The organism is Daejeonella sp. (assembly GCF_036405355.1).
Lineage (GTDB): Bacteria > Bacteroidota > Bacteroidia > Sphingobacteriales > Sphingobacteriaceae > Daejeonella.
On the sequence record NZ_DASWXT010000021.1, the window covers coordinates 1 to 24,904 of the forward strand.

Sequence of the window (24,904 nt, forward strand, 5' to 3'; positions counted from 1 at the left end):
GCGGAAAAGAAAAAGGTATTGGTAATGGCTTGGTAAAGAACTTAGAATAGTAACGCTCGAGAATAATACCAAATGCAGTAAACCATTTATTGAAAAAACCTTTAGATAGATTGACAAGCTCAGGATTATTATCCCTGAATAGAAAATTAACAGCCAGCTCAGAATCAAGCCCTTCAGCTTTCAGAGCTTTATTCAGGCGTGCACAGGCTCTCCCTGCTCCGCCATTGCCAGCATATGTATTAAGATGGATAATTCTCACTAGTCCAAAAATACAATTCATATCATAAACAGGACGATTTTCAGAAAAACAAATTGCTTTCCCTGCTATTTTCACCAGCATATCTAAAATTTTGTTTTCTTTGCTGATGCATGGGAAATCAATTAACCGACAGGCAATTCTGGACTAACTATTGGGAATCTAAACCCGATCTAGCCATACAGATCAACAAGGATTACCTTTTTCATCAGCAACTTGAAGAAATAGTTAAAACAAATAATGTTCAGACGGCTATTGAACTGGGCGGATTTCCAGGCTATTATTCCATCTTCCTCCACAGGTATTTGGGAGTTAAGACCACTCTTTTCGATTATTTTATTCATCCCGATATTTTAAGAAAGGTCCTGGACAAAAATGGTCTGGATGAAAGTGAGATCCCGGTGATTGAAAATGATGTTTTTCAGTATCATCCTGAACAGAAATACGATCTGGTGCTTTCCTGCGGTTTGATTGAGCATTTTAAGGATACCAGAGATATTATTGAACGGCATCTTGAATTTCTAAAACCAGGGGGTACTTTATTTATAACCCTGCCTAATTTCAGAAGTATAAATGGATGGGTTCAAAAGACCTTTGACAGGGATAATTACGATAAACACTATATCGAATGCATGGATACCGAATATCTTGCAGCGATAATGGAAGAGCTTGGTCTGAAATCCATAAAATCCTCATACTTTGGAAGATACAGTGTTTGGCTCGAAAACAAGGATCAAAAATCTGGCATAACCAAAGCATTTATAAAAAGTATCTGGTTCATTGGGAAGGTAGTTACAACTCTGATACCTTTTGAATCAAAATTCTTATCTCCTTACATCGTTCTGGAAGCAAAAAAATAAATGGAGAATTTCAATTTACATTTTTCCATTGGTTGTTTTTGCTAAATAAAAAATGGCAGCTGAATATTGGGCTGAAGCCCGCCCGGATGAACTCCGTTAGGACTGGCCCAAAACGAACAAATTATTTAACCCCAGCTAAAGTTGGGGCCTATTGAGAACCGTAATGATCCATGATTAAATAAAATAATGAGCCTTGGGATAGTCGTTTCGTTAAATAGCCCGGTGCTTTAGCTCCGGGTAAGGATGCGATATTAAGATCGGGCTTCAGCCCAAAAACTAAGCGACCTGAACGGAACAATTTCTGGTGCTTCAGCACCAAATTGCCGATAAATAATTCACATCTACCATTCACTAACCCGAATTTTTATTATGCCAAAACTTGTAAATATTGTAGTCTAAATACCTGCAATGTCATTTATAAAAATAATTATCCATTGTGTTTGGAGCACGAAAAATCGAATTCCATTTCTAAAATCACCGGAATTCCGGAATGAGCTATGGGATCACATTCGCCATAATTCAAAAAAGAAAAATATCTATATAGATACCATAAACGGATATGATAAACATTGCCATTGTCTTATTTCTTTAAAAAGCGATCAATGTATTAAGGATGTTCTGCAACTTATCAAAGGGGAATCCTCGAGATGGATAAACCTGAGAGGGGGATTTACCAATTCATTTGCATCAAAATTTGAATGGCAGGATGAATACCTGGCAATTTCTGTTTCTGAATCCAATTTAGCAATGGTAAGAGAATACATTAAAAATCAGGAAAGGCATCATCAGAAAAAATCATTTGAAGAAGAATATAAGTCTTTTGTTGAAAAACTGGGGTTCTATCAAATCAGAAGAGGTTAATATTCTATCAATCGGGCTAAAGCCCAATGTAATTGTTCTTCAAATGTTGTAGAATATTGGGCTGAAGCCCGAAAACTATAAAACTGGTTAACCCCAGCTGAAGCTGGGGCCTATAATGCAATCATATCTGTATGATAATTGAATAAAAATACTGAATCTATGGAAAGCCGTATCGCTGAATAGCCCGGTGCTTAAGCCCCAAACCTAAGCGAACAGAAGGGAGCAATTACTGGAGCTTCAGCACCATAATGCCGAAAAATAATCAGATCCCTTTAATTTTCTGCTTAGTATACCGCAGTATTCTTTGCCATAGACTCCCCTTGCGTGTTTTCAGAAAATTCTTAATTGCGAGGTAAGTCTCCTTATTCTCTTCAATTTTATCAGGAAAGGATGTTACTGGAAGTGGATTGATGATTACATTATAAATATCGTTTAGACCTGAATGAATTCCTGAACCGTCATGCCCAATATTATTGATCAGGGATTTTGAAGGGTTCAATGTCAAGCCCCCCTTAAGAAAAATAGAAGCATACCAGCGTATCGCCCATGAATTGTTCCTGCCCCTCTTAAATTCAATAATCTGCTTCCAGAAGTTCATGGTGCCATCAATGGAGAATTCAAGTCTTTTCCTCCTGTCAAACTGGTCAATTATCTTATTAATATCGGGTTCAAAATCTTTCCAGGCCCTGTCCCAGGTTGCCCAGCCCCAGCTTGTGGCTGCCCGGTAGAAAAAGGTTTCGGGTAAGTTTTCAGCTTTCAGCGGATACATGTAAGCCCCGATATGCATCACCCTTTCCTCGTTCTGGTACCGAACCAGAGCATCATTAAAAAATTGCAGGGTATATGCCGAGCTAATCAGATCATCCTCAAACACAATCACTTTACCATATTCAGAAACCAGCATGCTCACCCCGTCTATAATTGACTCAGCAAGACCAAAATTGGTTTTTCTTTCAATCAGCTCCACAGACTTAAAGCCATCAACGCGCTTAATAATATCCCTCACTTCATCAACAAACACTTGTTGAGACGAATCTTTTGCAGCATCAGAAAAAATAAAAAGCCTTGATTCATCCGCCAGCAAATTTTGCTGCAAAAACTTTATTGTCCTCCTGGTATGCTCCGGACGGTTATAAACGAATAAAGCTATGGGGGCAAAATTCTGCATTATTGAGTATTTAGTATTGAGTACATAGTATTTAGTACAGAACTATTCGAGTATATTATATAAATTTATATCTCAATTTTTCAACTGTCAACTGTCAACTGTCAACTGTCAACTGTCAACTGTCAACTGTCAACTGTCAACTAGAAAAATTCTTTCTCCGTAAACCCCATCTGCCTTCCTTTGTATTTTAAACGAATGGCCTCAACATCTTCTTTTGAAACTTTATCAGCTGAATTAGCCCAGGAGCCACGGATATAACTTAAAACCTGGGCAACATCCTCATCCGAAAAATTAGTGTTAGAAGCAATGCCGGGCATCTCTCCACTTACATCCGGTGCCTTGTATAATTTTTTACTTACAGTTACCGGTCCGCTAAGTCCATAAAGAACGACGGCTGCCAGCCTTTTCTTATCCCCAGTAACCCAATCTGAGTTATTTAGTGGTGGAGCAAGTCCATTAACCCCATTCCCATCAGCTCCATGACAGGCCTGACAAATATTGCGATACAAGGCAAGTCCTCTGGGGAATTCCTTTGCCGGATCGGGAGCATTGACTTTCTTTTTCGCCATGTCATCAACAATCTTTTTCAGGCGTTTACTTAGTACCAGACTCGTATCCGGATTTATCCCGGTAAACTCCTTATAGAAACCGGCTTCCTTGTTTTGCAGATTACTGATTACCGCGTCGGAAATAAAAACATTGTTTGAATATTTTTTAGAGAGGTCAAGCAAAAGTTTATTGGCAGCAGCTGGATCAAAGGCATTAATATAAGGGCTTAAAAAAGCCAGATATGGAGCCGCAAGCGTATCATTTTCATCAAACATAGCGATTAAGACCGGCAGAAACTCTTTATAGTTCTCCCTGTTCAAAACCGAGGGCAATACACTTAATGCCTGCATACGCGTTGTCCAATCTGCGCTTTTCAAAAGGGGCAATACATCTTCCTTTTTCAGAACTCCCAGGCCTTCCATTGTCCAAAGGGCATGAACCCGGCCCAGAGGTTGTGAACCCGATTTTAATACCTGCCTTAATGGAAAACCAAGACTCTTATTCTTTCCGTCGACCAGAATTTGCTGGGCTTTATTACGAACCCATCCATTTGAATCGGATAATAAAGCGATCAGTTTTGCGGGGTCCTGTGGAATTTTGATACCTCTTACCTTTTTGCCCTTAGGAAGCACTTTGTAAATACGGCCATAATCAAGCGGTTGAGTCAGGTTTCTGGCCTTGATCTCACTTTTGAGATAAGGAGTTAAATAGGTTTTATGCTGTATGATCCCGCGGTACATATCAACAACATACAGAGCACCATCCGGACCCGTGTATAAATTTACCGGCCGAAATCGTTCATCAGTACTTGCCAGAAATTCGCGACCGATGTAAGCTTGTTTACCTGTAACCAGGTTACCATCATTGCTCAATATATTCCGCTTGATCAGATTGGCAGATGGCTCAGCAACAAAGGCATTTCCGTAATAATCAGGACCAAACAAAGTACTGTTAAAAATTACCGGTCCGCATGCAGCAGTAAAATTAACCAGCTTCAAATTCTCGTCAATAATCCCTTTCATATACGCGCGGTTCACACCGGTATTGGGCCTGATTGGATAAACTTTATTGTTTTTGATAATGCTTTCTGAAAAGCCGGCAAGTCTCGGCTGATTCGAATTTGTTGCTCCAAAACCCGGGCTGAAATAATCCCCCTGAAGATTCTCGGAGTTGTTATTATAAAATAAACGGCCCTGATCATCCTGTGAAATCCCCCATTGCCCCCTGAAATGGGTTCGTTCAATCAGCCATTTACTACCCTGTTTTCTATATCTTTTGCTTGATTTTGCATTATAGATCCAGTTATCCAAAGCCCTGAACAAGCCATTAGGCTGATGTTCCACATTTCCACCTTCGGCATAAGCGGTATCAACAAGCGTTTTATTAACCGGCTTATCATTTTTTATTTCGTAATGCCAAAGGTTGGGAGATTCAGCAAGAAGAATTCCATTTTCAATGAAGCAAATTGCACGTGGAAGTACCAATGAATCAAGAAAGATCTTCCTTTGATCCATTTTTCCATCGCCGTTCCGATCAGTCAGAATAACAATCTTACCAACCGGCTGATCTTCACCTGTTCCTATGGAATCGGGCATATAGTTTTCCATTTCCACAACCCAAATCCTGCCTTTATCATCAAAGCTAAGGGCAACAGGCGTATTTAAGAGTGGTTCAGTGGCAACAATATGAACACGAAATCCTTTCTCAATCTGCATTTTTTTTATAGACTCCCGGGCAGAAAGTACCGGCGATTCAGAAAAGGCTTTTCTGATCGCCAAAGAATCAGCATAATAATTCCTGTTTGAAGATATCCGCTGAGGACTACCGCTAAATAGTTGCAGGAAAATAATCAGCAGAAAAGGAATTGAAAATAAGATAGTCTTCATAAAATATATTCTGTAGAATTAATGACTGAAAATATCCAGATCACCATTCTTCCTTAAAAACAAGGTATAGGCATTGGCAAAAGATTCCATCCTTTTGTTACCACTTAATGAAACAATCAATTTCTTAACAAAGTATTCAGCATCAATCCGAAGAGAGCTTAACAGGCTTTTAGCCTTCCCCTGATTAATAAATGTGTTGAATTTTGTAACTTCCGGCTCAATCATCGATACCTTATCCGCAAGTACTTCAAAGCCTTCAGACTGAACCAGGAACCTTACCGAGGTTGGGGTATACATATTAATATGCCCGTAATTCAAAAAGTGCTTCATCCTTTTATCCACGCCATAGCGGTAATCGCAGGGCACTTCAATAATTACATGCTTTGATACCCGTTTGATCTCACGCAATAACATTCGTTCAAATTCTACATGCTCAAGAACATGGGCCAGAATAACAAGATCAAATTCATTATCAGCGAAAGGGATATGATATCCATCAAAAACATTTACCGATTTTAAACTTTTCAGTTTTCTCGAATTGATCTGATCTACACCGCTTTGCGAGATTTCCAAAGCATGCATTTCAGGAAAGAAATTCGTTCCATCAAGGTGCTGCAAGATACTTCCATCGCCAGCCCCTACTTCCAGAACCTTTTTAAATTCATATCCCTTGCAAACATCAATTATGTTTTTTGCTTTATACTTTGCGCCCAGCATCCTCCATTGTTCATCACGGCCAAGATAGAAATCATCATAGGCATTTTTAACATCAGCACTTAAAATCTCATTATTCATCTTAAATACCCAGGCAATTATTGTCCTTGTAAAATACTGAAGTAGACTTACGATAAAAAAGACCGGGAGAGATCCCACTGAATGATAATTCCCTGAATCCCTGCTTTTTAAAAAAGCTGATCGCAGCAGCATAGTGTTCACGTTCTGAATCATCGAGAACTATTACTCCCCTCTCACTAAGTGCAGCCAGGGAATGGTAACAGCAGTTCACCCTGTCGCGGCCATCTACTATGATGATATCAAACTTCAGACCCATACTTTCAGGCATTTTGCTGTAATCCCCGTCTTTCTGCAGTTCACAGAATATCATTTCAGAGTTCAGTGGTTTCGATGCTGATATTTTATCAAACCATGCCTTATCATGTTCTACAGAAACAACCTTTTGTGCCCGCTGAGCATAGTAAAAAGTTGAATTACCCGAACCAAATTCGAAAACTGTGTGATCCTTTTGAATACGATCAGCTATAAAATCAATGAATGAATAAGTGACCCATGGAATAGGCTCTGAATTCCGCCCAATTGGTGATTTGGTTTCAAATGATTTGAACCAGCCTATTTCTGATAAATAACCCTTTAATCCGAAAGACAATAAAGTTTTTATTCTTGCCGGATTGATCAAACTGGTATAGGATTCCGTTTTTTTCAACGTTTTGCGATTTTTTGAATGAGTGAGATTAAAAATAAGGATTTAAGCATATTTATTCCTTGTTTTCTTGTTTCAGGGAAGACAAGGATAAAAAAAGTAGCAGAGAAGTATGCAATAAGCGTAGCAAAGGCAGCACCCTGAAGTCCGTATAATGGGATCCAGAAAAATCCCAGAACAATATTAACCACGGCACCGGCAGCGGTACGATACAAAGAATACCGGGTATATCCCTCAGCTACCAGATACTGACCACTTGCACTGCCCAGAAAAACAAAAACACCTGCCCAGATATGAATGGATAATATTTTTGCGCCTTCGGCAAACTCTGCAGCATAAAAGTACTGGTAAATGTAGGTCGATGCAAAGCTCATAAAAATCGCAATACTGAGGCTGATCAAAACCATCAGATCGTACATATCGGTCAATCTTTTCTGATAGCGTGATGGATCATCCCTACGCGCATTCATAATGGCAGGAAATACTGAAGTGACAATTGCAACAGGAATAAAATACCAGCTTTCACTCCAGTTAACTACTGTAGAGTAGATTCCAAGAGCTCCCACCCCCAGAAAACTTTCTACCATAAGCTGTCCTATTTTCATATAAACAGTAACCAGAATAGCAGAAAATGCAAGCGGCCAGGAATGTTTTAACAGGTATCGGGCAAGCTTGCCTTCATACTCCCACTCTGATAAATGATTCCCCCCGGCTCTGTAAGCTATCAGATATCCAAATCCCAAAACTGCAGCATCAATAAGCAAAGTCCAGATAAACCAGGTTAAAGGAGCAGAAATAAAAATTAAAACTAATTTAATTCCTGCCGACAAGAGATTTCCTGTCACCTGAACCATCATGACGTATTTTCCCTGAACCCGGGATTGAAAATAACTATCGATTATAGATAATGATTGAGTGATCCCGATACAGGAAGCTATCAGAATATAACTTACAGGTATATCTCCGCTGTTTCCTTTAAAAATGGTGTAAGTCAACCAGGCAAGCGGAACAATAGCGATTCCGGCCAGAAGTCGCATACGGAAAGCAGTACCCAGCAGCTTATTCTTTTTATCAGGTTCTGAAAGAAGTTCACGGGTTACGAATCCATCAAGTCCGAGCGCTGCAGCCGCCAGAAAAAATGTGACAAAGACAAGGGGGTAATTCAGCATCCCATTTGCAGTCTTACCTAGATAATTCGCAACGGCAATACCCGCAAGAATCTTTATACCCAAACTCCCCACCCTGGCAAGGAACAACCAGCCGGTGTTTTTCAGGTATTTACTAAAAGCTTGCTGGTCAAACCCGGGTACGACTGGAAACTTCATCAACACAAATATAATAGAAAAGCCCCGGATTTAATCCGGGGCTTTTCGTGTGTTATTAAAATAAGATCTCTTAATTATTGATCATTGTCTGGTAAAATTGATGGCCATTTAGAATATCTGGATTTAGGCTTTTCAAATTGACACTTTAGCTGATTTCAAAATTTGAGACCCCACTCAACTTTGCTTCCCTCCATTGCCGGGGGGCGAATTCCTTTTGAAGGCCAAAAGGAACAAAAGCCTTCTTCAATCCCTAGGTGCCTTGGTCACAAGCCCCTGCGCATCAAAAAAAAGCGATCGCTGCTTTTGGGGGATATCACCATATGAAAGCATACCGGGTATGATCCCAAAATCTAATGCTCGGAAGTGCTATTTGAATGAATCTGCTTCTTTTTTTGATTTTGCTGGCACTGGGGATTGAATCGTCCTTCGCAAAGGTTTATCTGATATTAACGGTTTTGGGACAGTGCTCCGGGCTTACAACCGTTCATAAATTACTGGTATTGCCGATTGCAGGGATCGGCATTCCGGGATTTGGCAGGAAAGGCGCACTTAATCCTTGCACAAACTTTAATAAATTACCTCGGCTAAGTAATCCGGAGGAGTGTTGCAGAACCTTTCATTTGTTAATTAACATTGATACGGCTCGGATTACTCCGATAGGATTAAGTGTGGATTTACAACAAATACCGGGAAGCCGCGGCTCTTTTGCTTACTTTTCCAGCTGCAGGGAAAAGTAAGTGCCCTTCCGCCGCAAAGGCGGACTTATTTCATAATCAATTGTAAATTTTATTTTTACCTGACTCTAGTATTTATTGATTCACAAACTTCTTTGCATTGATCTTACGCTCATTCTCAGTCAGATAGATCTTACGCAAACGCATACTTTTTGGAGTTATTTCAATGTACTCATCGGCCTGGATATATTCCATAGCTTCTTCCAGTGAAAACTTAACCGCAGTAGCAATACGTGCATTATCATCTGTACCTGATGCACGCATATTGGTTAGAGCCTTACCCTTAACCACGTTTACAACCAGGTCATTATCACGGATATGCTCGCCCATAATCTGTCCTTCATAAACTTCAACACCCGGCTCAATGAAGAAACGGCCACGATCCTGCAGTTTATCTATTGAATAAGCAGTTGTAGATCCTTTTTCCATAGATACCAAAACTCCATTCAGTCGGCCAGGAATATTACCTTTCCATGGCTCATAAGCCTTAAAACGGTGGGCCATGATTGCCTCACCTGCAGTAGCTGTTAAAACGTTATTACGAAGTCCGATGATACCACGTGCCGGAATTTCAAACTCAAGATGCTGAAGATCTCCCTTAGGTTCCATAATCAGTAATTCACCTTTACGCTGTGTTACCAATTCAATCACTTTTCCGGAAACCTCTGCGGGTACATCCACGATAAGTGTTTCAATCGGCTCACACTTCATTCCGTCAATTTCCTTGATGATAACCTGAGGTTGTCCAACCTGCAGTTCATAACCTTCACGACGCATAGTTTCAATCAATACCGACAAGTGAAGAATTCCACGGCCATAAACCAAGTAAGAATCAGGCGAATCAGTTTCAACAACTTTCAGAGCCAGATTTTTTTCCATCTCTTTGTAAAGACGCTCACGTAAACGCTGTGAAGTAACAAATTTCCCTTCCTTACCAAACATTGGTGAATTGTTGATTGTAAACAACATATTCATAGTTGGTTCGTCGATCTTTATAACTTCAAGTTGTTCCGGATTCTCGAAATCGGCAATGGTATCACCAATATCAAAACCTTCGATTCCAACAACTGCACAAATATCACCTGAAGAAACTTCCTGAACCCTGATTTTTCCTAAACCTTCAAATGTATAAAGTTCTTTAATTCTGGATTTCTGTATCTTTCCGTCACGTTTCACTAACGAAACAGGCTGATTTTCTTTAATCACTCCCCTTGCCACACGTCCGATTGCGATACGGCCTACAAATGATGAATAATCCAGAGAAGTGATCTGCATCTGAAGGGTTCCATCAAAACTTGGTGCAGGTGGAATGTGCTCTAAAATGGTATCCAGCAATGGGGTAATGTCTTCAGTCGGTACTTTCCAGTCTGTACTCATCCATCCCTGCTTTGAAGAACCGTATAAAACCGGAAAATCAAGCTGATCTTCTGTGGCTTCAAGATTGAAGAACAATTCGAAGATCGACTCATAAACTTCTTCCGGACGACAGTTTTCTTTGTCTACCTTATTTACAATAACAACAGGCTTTAATCCCAAAGAAAGGGCCTTCTGTGTTACGAAACGGGTTTGAGGCATTGCGCCTTCAAAGGCATCGACGAGGAGGATAACCCCGTCAGCCATTTTCAATACCCGTTCAACCTCACCACCAAAGTCGGCGTGTCCCGGAGTATCAATAATATTAATTTTGACACCCTTATAGTTTACAGAAACATTCTTGGAGACAATGGTAATACCACGTTCACGTTCAAGATCATTGCTATCCAGTATCAGATCCCCGGTGTCCTGATTATCACGGAACAAATTAGTTTGGTGTAAAATTTTATCAACCAATGTAGTTTTACCGTGGTCAACGTGAGCGATGATCGCTATATTCCTTATTTTTTGCATTAAAAAATTACTCTTAAATTTTTTGCAAAGGTAGGATTTAATAAGCAGATTTTTGCAATATGTAGCAATTCAGGAAGATAAGATCCTCGTAATTAAGCTGATTTGTAAATGAAGAGCTTTTCCTGTAGCGATTAGAGACTATATTAAGGCAGATTTCATCATCAATCTCTAAACAAATTGAGGAATAAATTTATTTAGCAAGACGGTATAATTTACCCTCACCTGACCATGCATTGTCAGATATTCTGTAACTTTGAATTATGGATTATCAGCTGATTTTGGTTATTCTGCTATTCATCCTGGCCATCATTTATATGGGCCGTATGGTCTATAAAAGTATGAACAGTAAAAAGGGATGCGCAAGCAATTGTGGCAAATGTGCTGCTGACTTCAGTGAGGTTAAGATTCCTGATTCAGGTAAACACTAGGTAGCTCCTTAATTTTTCTCAATCAAGCAAACTGCATAGGCTACCAGGCCTTCCTTCCTCCCAATGAAACCCATCGTTTCATTCGTAGTTGCTTTGATGGATATATCTTCTTCACTAATCCCGGCAGCCTCAGATATTCTGACTTTCATTTCGGGAATATGCGGATTAATTTTAGGGGCTTCCAGACATAACATGGCATCTATATTTCCAACATTCCAGCCTTTCTGATTAAGTAATTTGACACATTCCTTTAAAAGGAGAAGACTACTAATACCTTTCCAACGATCATCTGTATTGGAAAAATGAAAGCCAATATCACGAAGATTTGCTGCACCCAGCAGTGCATCACAAATAGCGTGAACCAGGACATCCGCATCAGAATGTCCGAAAGCACCTGAATGATGTTCTAATTTAACTCCTCCTAAAATAAATGGATGATTTTCAACTAATTGGTGTACATCGAACCCAAATCCTACCCTGATCTTCATTAAAACTATTTTTCGAAATTAAATACCAGTGAAAAGCGCAGTGTCTGTGCTAATGGACTGGTTTGTTGATTTGCCAGCAAATAAGCGAAATCAAGATTAAATACATTGTATTTTAAGCCCGCACCAAGTGTAAGGTATCTTCTGTCGCCCTTTGTCGGGGCTTCATAGAAATACCCGGAGCGAAGGGCAAATTGTTTATTGTACCAGTATTCTGTACCAAGAGAAAAACTGATCTCACTTAATTCTTCAGAAAAACCACCAGGCGCATCACTGAAAGAACCGAAAATTGCCGCAGGTACTGAACGGTCGGGGTCTTTCCCGTCAATGATATTTCCATTTATATCCCGGATGGGATTTGTTGGAACAAGTAATTTGTTCATGTCAAGAGCAACGGTGAATGTATTCAATTCATCAAGAAGAAAAGTAGAAGCTGCACCAAGCTTCATATTTGCAGGTAGAAAGGATTTTGAGCCTCCTTCGGAGTAGCTCATCTTCGATCCGATATTTGACAGGTTTAAACCCAGGGCAAGTTCTGCATCCTTGCCCAGCATAACTGTACCCGTTTTATAATATGCAGAAGCATCTGCAGCAAGAGCTGTGGCAGGCTGTATATCCTGTCCATTGAATTGTCCATTACTTAAACTTGAACGGATGTATCGTAGTGCAGTGCCCAGGGCAAATCCCTCTCCAAATTTTCTTGAAAAAGAACCCTCAACAGAGAATTCATTCGGGCTGTATACTCCAATATCATTCTGACTATTATCTGTTAGTTGGATAGAACCATAGGAAAAATACCTTAATGCTCCACCTATTGTATTTCTATCATCCAAACGGTGGTAAATCGTGAGGTAACCCAAATCAACATCCGGAACCAGATTTCGAAGCCATGGTGTATATGAGGCTGAAAGGCCGGTGGGTTTATCAAGAAATGCCAGCTTAGCCGGGTTCCAATGCATGGAATTTGCATCGGGTGAAATTGCCACCCCTGCATCACCCATCGCACCTGATCGTGCATCGGGTGTGATTAGTAAAAATGGAGCTGCTGTCTGAATGGTATTGCTTCGCTTTCCATCTGTCTGGGTTGGCTGAGACATAGCCAAAGCAGGGACACAGACAATTAAAACGACGAAATAATTACAAAACGAGAGTTTGTTAACCATTAATTTTGAAAAAAATCAACCAAATCTACACTTTACAGTGTTTTAAATATAGGGATTTAAAAGAATTATTTCCCAAGTAACCCGATATATTTAATGAAAATATAAAGCAAAAAATCAAATGATTAATAACAAGGGAATGACTTGTTAACCTTAAAAAATTATATTACAATTAATTGATTTTCAATGATTTAAGTTAGCATGATTAAATAGCCCACTTAAGACTCTAAAATTTCTATTGAAATAATATTTGATATACAACGTTTGAAAAATGATTTAACGTATATTGATTTGTAACCTTATTCAAACTTTTTTCGTTTGACCATTAGTTAGATATTGACATAATATAAGACAAAAAAAAATCCATTGGGGATATAAGCCCAATTTTGTACTTTTAAAAAATTAATGCTCCAATTACATCGAATAGTAATGAAACGAATTTCAATTTATTCTTTAGCAGCCATAATGCTTCTTGGAATCTTATCATCCTGCAGTAAAAATAAGACCGGCCAGTCTTCTAAAACAGGCATGGCTTATAATAACAAGTATAATGGTGGTTTTGAGGTTAACAGCAAAGTAAAGGCTGGTCCGGGTCCAGGATTGATTGCAATTGAAGGCGGAACTTTTGTAATGGGCGGGAGTTTGAATCAGGATTTAGGATATGAATTTGACAATGTAAGACGAAGGGTAACCGTTGCATCATTTTACATGGATGAAACTGAAGTATCGAACGTAGACTGGCTCGAGTACCTTTACTGGATCAGACGTAATTATGCCAATGATGCAGAATATTATTACAATGCACTTCCGGATACACTTGTTTGGAGACAACCGCTTTCCTACAATGAACCTTATGTAAATAATTACCTGCGTCACCCGGCCTTTCAGGATTACCCGGTTGTTGGTGTTACCTGGGAACAGGCAAATGCCTATTGCGAGTGGCGCACTGACCGTGTAAACGAAGAGATCTTAAGAAGTAAGGGTTATTTAATGGACTATAAAACTCTGGCAGCCGGAGCAGGCAAAGCCGGAACTGCCGCTACTGTTTCAACATCCGCTGATCCTTTTAATACCGATATTTACCTGAACGGGCAGTATCGTGGTGAAGGAATTGATGGGAAAAAGATGAAAAAGGATTTAAACCCAAGTGCAGTAGCTACCGGAACAACTCCCAATGCAAAAGGGGTTGTCAGACCTGTACGTCTGGAAGATGGGGTATTAAAACAACCTTATCGTTTACCAACTGAGGCAGAATGGGAATACGCAGCTTTGGCCCTGGCAGGTAACACTGAATACGAAAACATTGCAGACGGCAGAATTTATCCATGGAATGGCCTTGGTGTAAGATCGCCCAAAAAACGTACCCAAGGTATGATCCTGGCTAACTTTAAGCGTGGAGAAGGTGATAATATGGGTACAGGTGGCTACCTGAATGATAAGGCAGACATTACCGCTCCTGTTAGAAGTTATGTACCGAATGACTTCGGTTTATATAACATGGCAGGAAATGTGAATGAGTGGACAGCCGACGTTTACAGGAAATTAAGTTTCGAAGATTTCAATGATTTCAACCCATTCAGAGGAAATGAGTTTGTTAATAAACGCTTGTCCGATAGAGATAAGGGCATTTATGCTAAAGATAAATATGGACGTCCTATAAAAGATCCTGCAAAAACAGGTAAAAAACAAAAGTGGTCTGAATTACAAAATGATGCGGCAGCTGTAGATTCATCCGCCATTGCAGGTAAACCATACAATCCTGATTTCCGTGGTCATCTGGATACTGTGGTAACCGATCTTTACGGAATTACTACACTGGTTAATGATCGTTCAAGGGTTTATAAAGGTGGGTCATGGAATGACAGAGCTTACTGGCTCAATCCTGCTACCAGACGATTTATGCAACAAGATGAAGCCAGTGCAGAAATGGGCTTCCGCTCAGCTATGACCTTGGTAGGTGCGCCAGAAATTATGACTAAGGGTAAACCACAGTTTAGCCAGCCTAAATCAAAGGCTTTGAGTAAATCAAGATAGCGAAGCTTAAAGTAGAAAGCTAAAAGAACAAAGCTAAAAGAACAAAGCCCCAAATGTTAACCATTCGGGGCTTTTAATTTTTACAGGAAATGGAGCTAAGGTGCAGCCATTCCCTTTACTAATAGATTCCAATCAATTGCTAGGGGCTTTAGCCCAATGTCATAAAGTTAGTATCTTAAATCTTTAATATACAGTACTTTATATTTATTTAGAAATATAATTATTGCGTGTGATTTCAAATTCATACCGCTCATAGCCGCGGAGGCCTATTCACTTTTTCCTTGATGAAAAAGTAACCAATGCCGAACCGCCCTTGCGGTGAGACCACGAAGGCCTATAAAAAACAATAATAAAAACTGAGTAAAATCAAGACTGACCCCTCCAAAAGGTCGGGGCAGGCTTCGCTCCCACTACAAGAGGCCATACTCCCGGCCCGCCGTTTTGTCCTCCCCCCGCTCGGAAAATCCTGCTTCATTTAAATTAATTTCTCCATATCGAGATTCGAAGATTACTAAGATTAACGTTAGAGGTTTAGGAATATTCATCCATCAACGGCTGCGTACAGGGCTATGAAAGTTAGTGATAAGGCAATTTTGAATTTACCGCCCTGTCCAATGCCGCAAAAAAAGTATATGAATGTTATTGCAAAGGGAATACGTCTAGGATCCTGCTAATGAGATCAATATTATTATACGCCACGCTAGCAGCCCCCTTTAATAACCTTTCTTCCGCATTGGCTGGTGCGGCAACGATTGTCCAGGCCTAAGCAAAAACCTTCAAAGCATCAGGCGCAGCGGCGGCATTTTGGTCCTTTTCTGCTGCAGGAAAAGGACTAGGCCCCGCGGCCATGAGCGGGATAAACACTCCATAAAATAAATTGGAGTTGTTCATCAAAATCAAAAAAGTAAAAAAATAATTCACAACGTACTAGTTTGTATTTAATATGAAATCAACTCTTAACTTAATCACATTGGGTGCAGACCCTTGTCATTGCTGACATTCAATTGAGTATTGTAAAACAAATTTATTTGTCATGGGTAAATTGATTAAACCTCAGAAACATCTGCTCTAAGAGTCCCACACCCTGATCAAAATATATTTTTTTTAAATCAATGTAGCATTTCTGTATCCTGATTCGTATTAAGTATATAAAACACTATATATGAGAACTACAGGATTACTTTTACTTATTTCGATTTTACTTTTTGCAGCATCATGTTCAGACAAAATTAATCTGAGCTTATTGGATGGTAATTATACCGGTCATTATTATTATGCCGGTCCCGGCGAAACCAGGTCTATAAAAAGCCAGAATACAGTATCAGTCAATCTTTCAGGAAAAGAGTATACATCAACTGGTGGTGAATCAAGAATACCGGCTGGAGGAGCCGGTGAATTTAACCTGGTAGATAAGGAAGAAGTGCAGTTTAATGATAAACATGTCTGGACTGCCGATTTCGACTGGAACTTAATTCTGAACGGTAGATTTATCTATGAACTTAAAAATGACAGTTTAATTTTGACACGTAAATTTGAAATTTGCAAAACTTGCGCCATTAAGCCGGGAATGTTACCCGGATCATATCAATACAGGTTGAAGAGAACAAATTGATACATGTCAAAAACATCCCACATTTCTGAATCAGAGCTCATTCAGGAATGCAAAAAAGGCAATTTAAAGTACCAGGAAATGCTATATAAACATTTCTTTAGCTATGCTATGGGTGTTGGAATGCGGTATTTATCCGACCGTGATGATACATTGGAAGTTGTAAACGACTCCTTTATTAAGGTGTTCAAATCGATAAAGGATTTTAAAAATGAACAGAATTTAAAACCATGGTTGAGCAGAATAGTAGTCAATACGGCTTTAGACAGGAGAAGAAAGGATCTGAAACATCAGTATCTGAGTCCGCTCGAAAATGCTTCAGAACTATCTTATCCTGCTCAGGCATTAGAGAACCTGAACGCCAGGGACATCTGCAAATTATTGGACAAGCTTCCCAATATACAGCGGATGGTTTTTAATATGTATGAGATAGACGGGTACAGCCATGAGGAGATCGGAAATATCCTTCAGATCCCCGCCAGTTCATCCCGTGTAAATTTAAGCAGGGCAAAAGAAAAATTAAGGTTAGCCTTCAGTTTAGAACAACCAGCATGAAAGAAACGGAAGATCATAGAATTGCAGCTAAATTCCGCCAGGTTTTCGATGATTTCGAAGATCCTGCCTCTAATGAGGGTTGGCTGGAACTGCGCAAGAAGTATCCCGAAGAAAAAAGAAGACCTTTGTTCTTTTGGATAAGTTCGGCTGCTGCAGTACTTATTGTTCTATCCGGGTTATGGCTTTATACACCTGAAATAAGACAGGATCATATTACAGTTAAAAACAAAACAACAATTGAGAGTAAAAAAACAGACTCCGAAGCCAAATCATCTGTACCTCAGATTGCAGTATCTGCTCCTGTCTCAACGAAATTAATTGAGAAAGAATTACAAGCAGGTTCAGATACCAGGCCTGCTCCTATATCTGATTCCGCATTTCAGGAGGAAGAAAAATTGCTTAAGAATCATCCTGCTGATTATTCTAAAATATCAGACAGATTGGTGATTTCTGCTAAGGATTCAACATCTACCTATGAAAATCCTATTGCAAAATCGCCAAAAACTGCTGAAGAGCCGGCAATAAAACAAGACACAATGGTTCTCGCAATGGGAGAAGTCAGAAAGACAGATTTCAATTTAAAACCAAAGGCTGAAGAATTAAAACTAGCAGAAGAAAAGGGGAAGAAGTCTGAAAAGAGCAACAAAAAGAACTTTTCACTTAGTGTGTATGCCGGTTCCTTCATTAATTATGCAGAAGGCAGTGAGAACAATGTGAATGTGGGTGCCGGGCTTTCATCCGACTTCAGGATCAGCAAGAATCTTAGAATTTCGACCGGCCTAAACCTGAGTAAAAACAGCCTTGCCTACAATCAAAATGAACCGGCAAATAATTATGGCTCATTTCAGGATGCCAACTCATCCATTGTTGGAACACTTGTAGCACTCAGTAATTATAAAGCAGAACTTCTTGGCCTCGACATTCCTGTCAATATTAAATACCTGTTCAATCCTCAGAAAAGCAGCACTTATTTCCTTGCAGGATTAAGTTCAGGCACTTATCTGAGCGAAAAATACGCTGTTAATCAATCTAATTTCAACTCATTTGTAGGGTCTTCTGCAGTCGCTAACAAGCAGGAAATAAGCAGGCAAATGAAAGATTTTGATCTGATGCGTACCCTGAATGTATCTTTTGGATTTAATACCCGCTTAAGCAAAAAGCAGAGCCTGACAATTGAGCCCTTTTTAAAATATCCGTTAGGCGGGCTAGGTAGTGAAAACATCCGATTTGGAGCATCAGGAATAAACGTTAAACTTAATTTTAACACTGCAAAAAAACCATGAACAAGCTTAAATTATTATTCAAAGCAGCACTCTTTTCAGGTGCTTGCCTGTTATTCTCATGCGAAAAATCTAACAGTCTATGCGGCGGTAATGATCCAATCAATGATCTTCCCTGGCTGGAACAGGAGATCAGTCGTTTGAGCTCACTCAACCAATGTTACAACATCTCGAGATCTACCTATGAGAAACAAACTGTTTTTATTATATCCAATTGTGACCCCTATATAAATAGTGTACCTATACTGCATGACTGCGATGGTAAGATTCTGTATTTATCTGCTGAGGATTATCAGAATCTGAAGTTTAGTGGTTCAATTGAACTGATCTGGAAGAGTAATTAAACTATAAACTGAAATAATATGAACAACATCAATAAATACCTATTTGCTCTGGTTTGTTTAACGGGACTTTTAATCAGTTCATGCGAAAAAGATTCAATTGAATTTGACAGTCCCTTTGAAATGAAGGAAAATGAAAGTATTGTCCTTCAGGGAAACAATAATGGTTTAAAAATCACGCTGCAGTCTGTTAATGATAGCCGCTGTCCGGTAAATGCATTATGCATCAGTGCAGGTAATGCCCGGGTTAAATTAAGGATGTCTGATAATTCAGGAGCAGAGACTTTCGCTGAGCTTTGTCTGGGTTTTTGCGACAATCTGAATAAAACTGAAGACAGTAAAATTATCCGGTTGAATAATATCAGTTATACTGTTGTACTTAAAGAAGTTAACCCTTTTCCGGTACTCGGTAAAAAACAGGACAAAAAAGCCTTGCTGATCATAAGAAAAGAATGATTTACTTAAACCTGATGGCTTTAAGCGGCGATATTCTTGTCACAAGCATTGAGGGCAGCAGCAAAACGAATAAACTTATCAGCAAGGTTCCGGCATTCAGCATCAGAATATCCGTAACATCCAATTGAACCGGTACAAAATCAATGTAATAGGATGCCTGATCCAAAGTAAAAAAATGGGTTTGCGACTGAAACAAGCCGAGTCCGATGCCTAAAATATTGCCACATAAGAGTCCCCATGCAATGAGGTAAGCAGCATTGTAAAGAAAAATTTTACGAATCTGCCAGTTCGTATTTCCCAGAGCCTTCAGTATTCCGATCATATTGGTTCTTTCAAGAATCATGATCAGAAGTGCAGAAATCATATTAATAACAGCAACGGCAAGCATCAGGATCAAAATTACCTGAGTATTGACATCCAGCAGGGATAACCATTCAAAAATGGTTGGATAATACTGCTTAATCGTGTATGATTTAAGTTCAATATCAAGATCTTCATAAACTTTTGCTTCAATTTCATCAAGCTTGTTGAAGTTAGTGACTCTTAACTCATACCCGCCAACATCCGTAGGAGCCCATTTATTAAGGCTGCGGATTAATCCGATATCCCCGATCACAAACAATTTATCAACTTCTTCAACACCAAGATTATAGATTCCTACGATCTGAAATTTTCGTTTACGAAGAGAGTTCTCAATGAAATACATTAGGAAATCATCCCCTACCTTCAGCTTCAGGCGGTCTGCTGTAAATTTTGAGATCAGAATCTGTGTTCTGGAATTTAGAGTATCCGAAAAATCAATAACATTACCTGCTACAAGGATCTTTTTGAAATACTCCCAGTTATAATCGCTGCCGACACCTTTTAACACAACCCCTTCGATTTCTTCATTCGTATTAATAATTCCGGGTTTGGTTGCAAATGATTGTATAAATTCTATACCCTCCTGATTCAGTATTTTTTGACGTGATGAATCAGAAATGCTAAAGGAAGTGTTTTCATAGGAAGTATTGAGATTCAGTTTGGATATCTGAATATCCCCTGAAAATCCACGCACTTTTTCACGAATCTCTGATTTAAAGCCCTTGACTATCGCTATTGCAAGTATCATCACAGCTAAGCCCAGCATAATTCCTAAAATTGCGATACGCACAATCAGCTTCGAAAAAGTTCGATTGGAATTAAACGTTATGCGTTTTGCAATGAAAAGGGGTAAATTCAATCCTGAAATGGTTTTTTTTGTACCTTTAACAAAGATGCATTTTTTTTAAATTCGTTTCCGAACCAATTAATAAGTACAATGCTCAGCAATTTTATAATTATTAATTTTCTTTGACCATGCGCCGTCCAAGCTATCTCATTATAACTGTCCTTTTATTTCTCTCAGTCAATACCATTAATGTTCAGGCTGAACGATCAAAAATCTTTTCTTTAAGCAAGAATGGGTCTGATATAGGTTCCACTGACCATATCAGCGGTAAACTTCGAACGGGAGCTGAGCAGATCGAACAATACCTTCCATACCTTAAAGGAAAGCGGATAGGAATGGTAGTAAACCCAACTTCCGTAATCGGAAATACAACGGTGGTTGACAGCCTGATTAAACTTGGAGTTAAAATTGTAAAGATTTTTGGCCCTGAACACGGCTTTCGTGGTGATGCCAGTGCCGGCGTTAAGGTTGATGATAGTTTTGATGCTAAAACCGGATTACCGGTAATCTCATTGTATGGGAAACATTTAAAACCTACAAAGGAAGATATGGATGATGTGGATCTGATGGTCTATGATATACAGGATGTTGGCACCCGGTTTTATACTTATATCAATACCCTGCAGCATGTTATGGAAGCCTGCGGAGAGAATAATAAAGAAGTTCTGATCCTTGATCGTCCAAACCCGAATGGTTTCTATGTTGACGGGCCTGTTCTTGATCCAAAATTGAAATCGGGAATTGGTTATAATCCAATTCCAATCACTCACGGACTTACCATTGCAGAATATGCGCAAATGCTAAACGGAGAGGGATGGATGGCCAATAAAGTAAAATGTAAAATTAAGATCATTAAGATCGCAAATTATACCCATGCTACACCTTATGTTTTACCTGTTAAACCATCTCCAAATCTGAATACACCCCAATCAATATTACTCTACCCTTCCCTTTGTCTCTTTGAAGGTACTATTATCAGTCAGGGACGGGGAACCTACTTCCCTTTCACAGTACTCGGCAATCCTGATCTGAAGGATAAATATAAATTTTCTTTTATGCCAAAAAGTATAAAAGGGATGAGTGAAACGCCATTGCATATGAATAAAGACTGTTTTGGAATCGACTTAAGACAGTATAACACCAATAAGATCAGGAAAGAAGGAAAAATCAATCTGAGCTGGTTAATAGAACTTTATAAAGCCTATCCGTACAAGGAGAAGTTCTTCGACTTTAAGCAAAGTAACCAGATGGGTAATTTTGACAAGCTGGCCGGAACTTACGAGCTCAAACAACAGATCATAGCCGGCAAATCTGAAGAGGAAATCCGCCAGAGCTGGGAACCCGGACTTTCACAGTACAAGATCATGAGAAAGAAGTATTTGCTTTATGAATAAATTAATTTTAGCAGTTGTCTTTTGCTAGTATTATGTTAAAAATGAAATAACGTTGATGGCATTGAGCAATCAGCTATGAGCAATCAGCAAGAAATCTGAAAAAATATCAATAGTGTGAGTATTGCTCAAATTTGATGGCTCTTAGCCCATAGCAAAAAATAATGATCTATTGCACTTTAAATAACACTAGTAAATTGTACTAAATGTCAAATGTACATTATTTCTCAATTGTCAATTGTCAACTAAATAAATAATTATGAAAATCGTTTTCATGGGCACTCCCGATTTTGCTGTCGCCTCCTTAAGAGCACTTTTGGAAGCCGATTTCGATATAGTGGGAGTTATTACCGCCCCTGATAAACCGGCTGGTAGAGGACAAAAAATCAGTGAGTCTGCAGTAAAAAGATTTGCGCTTGAAAAAGGATTGAAGGTTCTTCAGCCGGTAAGATTAAAAGACCCGGATTTCCTTAAGGAGCTAAAATCATTGGATGCTGAAATACAAGTAGTTGTAGCATTCAGAATGCTGCCAGAATTGGTATGGAATATGCCTCAGAAAGGAACAATAAACTTACATGCATCCCTCCTGCCCCAATACCGTGGCGCAGCACCAATCAACTGGGCAATAATTAATGGTGAAAAGCGAACTGGTGTAAGCACATTTTTTCTGAAACAGGAGATCGATACAGGTGACCTTTTATTTGCTGAAGAATTAGACATTGAAGAGGATGATACCGCTGGCGACCTGCACGATAAACTAATGGTGATAGGTGCCGGATTGCTCGTAAAAACCCTTAAGGCAATTGAAGCAGGGAAATACAAGGAGATACCGCAAAATACTCATCAGGAACATGAGCTCAAAAAGGCTCCTAAAATTTTCAGGGAAGATTGCCTGATAAACTGGGACCGCCCCGTTAAGGAGGTTTATAACCTAATCAGGGGATTAAGTCCGCATCCTGCAGCATTTTGCCACTTACAGGATAAAACACTTAAAATTTACAGCGCATCCAGCGAAGAAAAAGCAATTACCAATAAGCCTGGTGATATCTTAACCGATAATAAGACCTATCTAAAATTTACCTGCCGCGATGGCTTTATTTCTGTCCTGGAATTACAATTAGAAGGTAAAAAGCGAATGAAAATTGATGAATTTTTAAGAGGAGTGAGGCTGTAACTATTAGCCCCTCGAATTCTATTCCCGATTTCCCATTTCCTACCCGATAGCTATCGGGTCCCTATTCCTATTCCTATTCCTATTACCTATTACCTATTACCTATTACCTAGTACCTATTACCTATTACCTATTACCTCCCCCCCATTCCCTCTCAAACCAAATTCAACTTGTCACTCAGAAACCTGGAAACCTCATTAAAATAACGTTTATTATTATATCCCATTACCCACTGAATCCCCTTTCCTGCATTGGTTAAAAATACTTCATCAGCTTCATTCAAAATATCCGGATTGATCTGTGCCTCAACTAGTTCAATATTATTTTCCTTAGCAAGACGCATCACTATCTGCCGCATTACCCCTGCTATGCAACCTTCATTCAGTGCTGGAGTGTATAATTTCCGGTCGTAAACCACAAACACATTACTACTCATAGATTCACAAAGAAAACCATGGTGATTCAGGATCAGTACCTCATCAAGTGCATTCTGGTTCTTGTAAATGCCAGCCAGCACATAGATCAACGCATTACAGGTCTTTAGATTAGAAAGTGCGTTAACTGGTTTTGGAATTTCATCATATACATCAATGATGAGCCCCTTTTTATTCAAAACATATTGACTTTCATCAAGTTTCTGAATTTCAATAACATAGCCAAATTTATTCGAAACAGGGCTATATAAACCCTCTGAATCACGAAAAACTGTTAATCTGACTCTGGCATCAGCACCTGTCCTGTTTCTCCTTATCAGCTCCTCAACCTTCTCACGAAGAAACCAGGTATCAATTAAAGAACAATTATCAAACCTGAGCAGTTTCATACCCTTTTGAATGCGGTCGATATGCATTTCGGGGAACTTCAATTTCCCTTTCATATAGCGCATCGATTCAAAAAGTCCATCCCCATAGCGAAAACCACGATTATTTGCTTTAAATATCAGTTGATCAGCAGGAACAATACTTCCGTTAAAATTAATATACTCGACACTCATATTTATTCCTTAATGTAATTACGCCACTTCTCAAGCACTGCACTAAAATCTGCTGGTAGTTCTGTTTCAAAGTGAACAAATTTTCGGGTAGTAGGATGAATAAATCCTAAAGACTTAGCATGCAGGGCCTGTCTGGGCATTATTTCAAAACAATTTTCAACAAACTGCCGGTATTTATTAAAAATAGTACCCTTTAAAATCCGGTCACCGCCATAGGCACTGTCATTAAACAAAGGATGACCGATATGTTTCATATGTGCTCTGATCTGATGTGTCCGGCCGGTTTCCAGCTCGCATTCTATGAGTGTAACATAATTGAAGCGCTCCAGAACTTTATAATGGGTAACCGACCATTTTCCCTTTTCTTCATCATCATACACCGCCATCACTTTCCGGTCTTTTACACTGCGGCCGATATAACCTTTTACAGTACCATCTTCGGTCAGGTCTCCCCAAACAAGAGCCAGGTATTTGCGGGTAATGCTATGATCAAAGAACTGTTTGGCGAGAAAAGTGATCGCCCATTCGTTTTTGCTTACCAGCAAAAGGCCTGAGGTATCTTTATCGATCCGATGTACCAAACCGGGCCTTCCTTCATTTCCGGGCATTTGTGGTAATTGCTGAGCATGATAGACCAGTGCATTAACCAGAGTACCGGTATAATTATTAAAACCCGGATGAACAACCATTCCGGCAGCCTTATTCACCATAATGACATCATCATCTTCATAAATGATGTCTATCGGGATATTTTCAGGATAAACTTCTGTATCGCGGGGCGGATGCGGCAGCACCATTGAAATAACATCGAGAGGCTTCACCTTA

Annotated in this window: 22 protein-coding genes and 1 pseudogene; 11 read left to right on the top strand and 12 right to left on the bottom strand. The window is 39.3% G+C overall.

All coding sequences use genetic code 11. The features are described from left to right. Positions 1-340: pseudogene (locus VGE44_RS02300) on the bottom strand (hypothetical protein); the annotation flags it as partial. A 29-nt stretch (positions 341-369) separates the two neighbouring features. Here VGE44_RS02300 and VGE44_RS02305 point away from each other — a divergent pair. Together VGE44_RS02305 and tnpA are read left to right on the top strand one after the other, a co-directional pair. Beyond that, entirely contained in the window at positions 370-1,116 is a 747-nt protein-coding gene (locus VGE44_RS02305; protein WP_331076147.1) for a class I SAM-dependent methyltransferase, read from the top strand. A gap of 408 nt (positions 1,117-1,524) precedes the next feature. Continuing rightward, a complete protein-coding gene (gene tnpA / locus VGE44_RS02310) occupies positions 1,525-1,977 on the top strand; it encodes an IS200/IS605 family transposase (RefSeq protein WP_331076148.1) in 453 nt (150 codons plus the stop codon). Between the two features lie 262 nt (positions 1,978-2,239). On the opposite strand, the gene VGE44_RS02315 is transcribed toward tnpA, so the two are convergent. From VGE44_RS02315 to typA, 6 genes are all read right to left on the bottom strand, one after another. Continuing rightward, a complete protein-coding gene (locus VGE44_RS02315) occupies positions 2,240-3,145 on the bottom strand; it encodes a sugar transferase (RefSeq protein WP_331076149.1) in 906 nt (301 codons plus the stop codon). A 140-nt stretch (positions 3,146-3,285) separates the two neighbouring features. Then, positions 3,286-5,580, bottom strand: a complete 2,295-nt coding sequence (locus VGE44_RS02320; RefSeq protein WP_331076150.1) for a DUF7133 domain-containing protein — start codon at positions 5,578-5,580, stop codon at positions 3,286-3,288. 18 nt (positions 5,581-5,598) lie between these two features. Then, positions 5,599-6,375 carry a class I SAM-dependent methyltransferase gene (locus VGE44_RS02325; protein ID WP_331076151.1) on the bottom strand — a complete coding sequence of 259 codons (777 nt, stop codon included), beginning with the start codon at positions 6,373-6,375 and terminating at the stop codon, positions 5,599-5,601. Position 6,376: 1 nt separating this feature from the next. Continuing rightward, positions 6,377-7,021, bottom strand: coding sequence for an FkbM family methyltransferase (locus VGE44_RS02330; protein ID WP_331076152.1), 645 nt, complete (start codon positions 7,019-7,021; stop codon positions 6,377-6,379). After that, on the bottom strand, positions 7,018-8,343 hold the full coding sequence (locus VGE44_RS02335) for a flippase (RefSeq protein ID WP_331076153.1): 1,326 nt from the start codon (positions 8,341-8,343) through the stop codon (positions 7,018-7,020). The genes VGE44_RS02330 and VGE44_RS02335 overlap by 4 nt, the downstream gene beginning before the upstream one ends. An 809-nt stretch (positions 8,344-9,152) precedes the next feature. Continuing rightward, on the bottom strand, positions 9,153-10,964 hold the full coding sequence (typA, locus tag VGE44_RS02340; protein ID WP_331076154.1) for a translational GTPase TypA: 1,812 nt from the start codon (positions 10,962-10,964) through the stop codon (positions 9,153-9,155). A 260-nt stretch (positions 10,965-11,224) separates the two neighbouring features. Between typA and VGE44_RS02345 the strand changes: the two genes are divergently transcribed. Beyond that, on the top strand, positions 11,225-11,392 hold the full coding sequence (locus tag VGE44_RS02345; RefSeq protein ID WP_324487887.1) for a FeoB-associated Cys-rich membrane protein: 168 nt from the start codon (positions 11,225-11,227) through the stop codon (positions 11,390-11,392). Positions 11,393-11,400: 8 nt separating this feature from the next. On the opposite strand, the gene ispF is transcribed toward VGE44_RS02345, so the two are convergent. Both ispF and porV read right to left on the bottom strand, forming a co-directional pair. Beyond that, positions 11,401-11,880, bottom strand: coding sequence for a 2-C-methyl-D-erythritol 2,4-cyclodiphosphate synthase (gene ispF, locus VGE44_RS02350; RefSeq protein WP_331076155.1), 480 nt, complete (start codon positions 11,878-11,880; stop codon positions 11,401-11,403). A gap of 5 nt (positions 11,881-11,885) precedes the next feature. Next, positions 11,886-13,040 (bottom strand): type IX secretion system outer membrane channel protein PorV, encoded by a 1,155-nt coding sequence (porV, locus tag VGE44_RS02355; protein WP_324487885.1) that lies wholly within the window; start codon positions 13,038-13,040, stop codon positions 11,886-11,888. A 426-nt stretch (positions 13,041-13,466) separates the two neighbouring features. Between porV and VGE44_RS02360 the strand changes: the two genes are divergently transcribed. The 6 genes from VGE44_RS02360 to VGE44_RS02385 all read left to right on the top strand — a co-directional run bounded on the left by VGE44_RS02360 (position 13,467) and on the right by VGE44_RS02385 (position 19,312). Next, positions 13,467-15,071 (top strand): SUMF1/EgtB/PvdO family nonheme iron enzyme, encoded by a 1,605-nt coding sequence (locus VGE44_RS02360; protein ID WP_331076156.1) that lies wholly within the window; start codon positions 13,467-13,469, stop codon positions 15,069-15,071. A 1,162-nt stretch (positions 15,072-16,233) separates the two neighbouring features. After that, positions 16,234-16,683: a hypothetical protein gene (locus VGE44_RS02365; protein ID WP_331076157.1), complete on the top strand. Its 450-nt coding sequence runs from the start codon at positions 16,234-16,236 to the stop codon at positions 16,681-16,683. 3 nt (positions 16,684-16,686) lie between these two features. Beyond that, positions 16,687-17,235, top strand: coding sequence for an RNA polymerase sigma factor (locus VGE44_RS02370; RefSeq protein ID WP_331076158.1), 549 nt, complete (start codon positions 16,687-16,689; stop codon positions 17,233-17,235). Then, positions 17,232-18,518, top strand: a complete 1,287-nt coding sequence (locus tag VGE44_RS02375; RefSeq protein ID WP_331076159.1) for an outer membrane beta-barrel protein — start codon at positions 17,232-17,234, stop codon at positions 18,516-18,518. Before VGE44_RS02370 ends, VGE44_RS02375 begins: the two co-directional genes overlap by 4 nt. Further along, entirely contained in the window at positions 18,515-18,859 is a 345-nt protein-coding gene (locus tag VGE44_RS02380; RefSeq protein ID WP_331076160.1) for a hypothetical protein, read from the top strand. Before VGE44_RS02375 ends, VGE44_RS02380 begins: the two co-directional genes overlap by 4 nt. A gap of 18 nt (positions 18,860-18,877) precedes the next feature. Then, positions 18,878-19,312 (top strand): hypothetical protein, encoded by a 435-nt coding sequence (locus VGE44_RS02385; protein WP_331076161.1) that lies wholly within the window; start codon positions 18,878-18,880, stop codon positions 19,310-19,312. Between the two features lies 1 nt (position 19,313). On the opposite strand, the gene VGE44_RS02390 is transcribed toward VGE44_RS02385, so the two are convergent. Further along, positions 19,314-20,534, bottom strand: a complete 1,221-nt coding sequence (locus tag VGE44_RS02390) for an ABC transporter permease (protein ID WP_331076162.1) — start codon at positions 20,532-20,534, stop codon at positions 19,314-19,316. Positions 20,535-20,650: 116 nt separating this feature from the next. On the opposite strand from VGE44_RS02390, the gene VGE44_RS02395 reads away from it, so the two are divergent. After that, positions 20,651-21,916, top strand: coding sequence for a DUF1343 domain-containing protein (locus VGE44_RS02395; protein WP_331076163.1), 1,266 nt, complete (start codon positions 20,651-20,653; stop codon positions 21,914-21,916). Positions 21,917-22,172: 256 nt separating this feature from the next. After that, entirely contained in the window at positions 22,173-23,087 is a 915-nt protein-coding gene (gene fmt / locus VGE44_RS02400) for a methionyl-tRNA formyltransferase (RefSeq protein WP_331076164.1), read from the top strand. A gap of 152 nt (positions 23,088-23,239) precedes the next feature. Here fmt and VGE44_RS02405 read toward each other — a convergent pair whose 3' ends face one another. Further along, on the bottom strand, positions 23,240-24,079 hold the full coding sequence (locus VGE44_RS02405; RefSeq protein WP_331076165.1) for an aminotransferase class IV: 840 nt from the start codon (positions 24,077-24,079) through the stop codon (positions 23,240-23,242). Positions 24,080-24,081: 2 nt separating this feature from the next. Further along, the coding region (locus VGE44_RS02410) for an RluA family pseudouridine synthase (RefSeq protein ID WP_331076166.1) at positions 24,082-24,904 on the bottom strand (823 nt) is incomplete at its 5' end.

What these genes read in the sequence shown, in the direction of transcription:
- VGE44_RS02360 (WP_331076156.1), top strand. Translation starts at nt 13,467, where the DNA reads ATGAAACGAATTTCAATTTATTCTTTAGCAGCCATAATGCTTCTTGGA.
- VGE44_RS02335 (WP_331076153.1), bottom strand. Translation starts at nt 8,343, where the DNA reads ATGAAGTTTCCAGTCGTACCCGGGTTTGACCAGCAAGCTTTTAGTAAA.
- VGE44_RS02365 (WP_331076157.1), top strand. Translation starts at nt 16,234, where the DNA reads ATGAGAACTACAGGATTACTTTTACTTATTTCGATTTTACTTTTTGCA.
- VGE44_RS02325 (WP_331076151.1), bottom strand. Translation starts at nt 6,375, where the DNA reads ATGAATAATGAGATTTTAAGTGCTGATGTTAAAAATGCCTATGATGAT.
- VGE44_RS02385 (WP_331076161.1), top strand. Translation starts at nt 18,878, where the DNA reads ATGAACAACATCAATAAATACCTATTTGCTCTGGTTTGTTTAACGGGA.
- VGE44_RS02375 (WP_331076159.1), top strand. Translation starts at nt 17,232, where the DNA reads ATGAAAGAAACGGAAGATCATAGAATTGCAGCTAAATTCCGCCAGGTT.
- fmt (WP_331076164.1), top strand. Translation starts at nt 22,173, where the DNA reads ATGAAAATCGTTTTCATGGGCACTCCCGATTTTGCTGTCGCCTCCTTA.
- VGE44_RS02405 (WP_331076165.1), bottom strand. Translation starts at nt 24,079, where the DNA reads ATGAGTGTCGAGTATATTAATTTTAACGGAAGTATTGTTCCTGCTGAT.
- VGE44_RS02320 (WP_331076150.1), bottom strand. Translation starts at nt 5,580, where the DNA reads ATGAAGACTATCTTATTTTCAATTCCTTTTCTGCTGATTATTTTCCTG.
- VGE44_RS02305 (WP_331076147.1), top strand. Translation starts at nt 370, where the DNA reads ATGGGAAATCAATTAACCGACAGGCAATTCTGGACTAACTATTGGGAA.
- VGE44_RS02315 (WP_331076149.1), bottom strand. Translation starts at nt 3,145, where the DNA reads ATGCAGAATTTTGCCCCCATAGCTTTATTCGTTTATAACCGTCCGGAG.
- tnpA (WP_331076148.1), top strand. Translation starts at nt 1,525, where the DNA reads ATGTCATTTATAAAAATAATTATCCATTGTGTTTGGAGCACGAAAAAT.
- VGE44_RS02380 (WP_331076160.1), top strand. Translation starts at nt 18,515, where the DNA reads ATGAACAAGCTTAAATTATTATTCAAAGCAGCACTCTTTTCAGGTGCT.
- VGE44_RS02395 (WP_331076163.1), top strand. Translation starts at nt 20,651, where the DNA reads ATGCGCCGTCCAAGCTATCTCATTATAACTGTCCTTTTATTTCTCTCA.
- ispF (WP_331076155.1), bottom strand. Translation starts at nt 11,880, where the DNA reads ATGAAGATCAGGGTAGGATTTGGGTTCGATGTACACCAATTAGTTGAA.
- typA (WP_331076154.1), bottom strand. Translation starts at nt 10,964, where the DNA reads ATGCAAAAAATAAGGAATATAGCGATCATCGCTCACGTTGACCACGGT.
- VGE44_RS02345 (WP_324487887.1), top strand. Translation starts at nt 11,225, where the DNA reads ATGGATTATCAGCTGATTTTGGTTATTCTGCTATTCATCCTGGCCATC.
- porV (WP_324487885.1), bottom strand. Translation starts at nt 13,040, where the DNA reads ATGGTTAACAAACTCTCGTTTTGTAATTATTTCGTCGTTTTAATTGTC.
- VGE44_RS02370 (WP_331076158.1), top strand. Translation starts at nt 16,687, where the DNA reads ATGTCAAAAACATCCCACATTTCTGAATCAGAGCTCATTCAGGAATGC.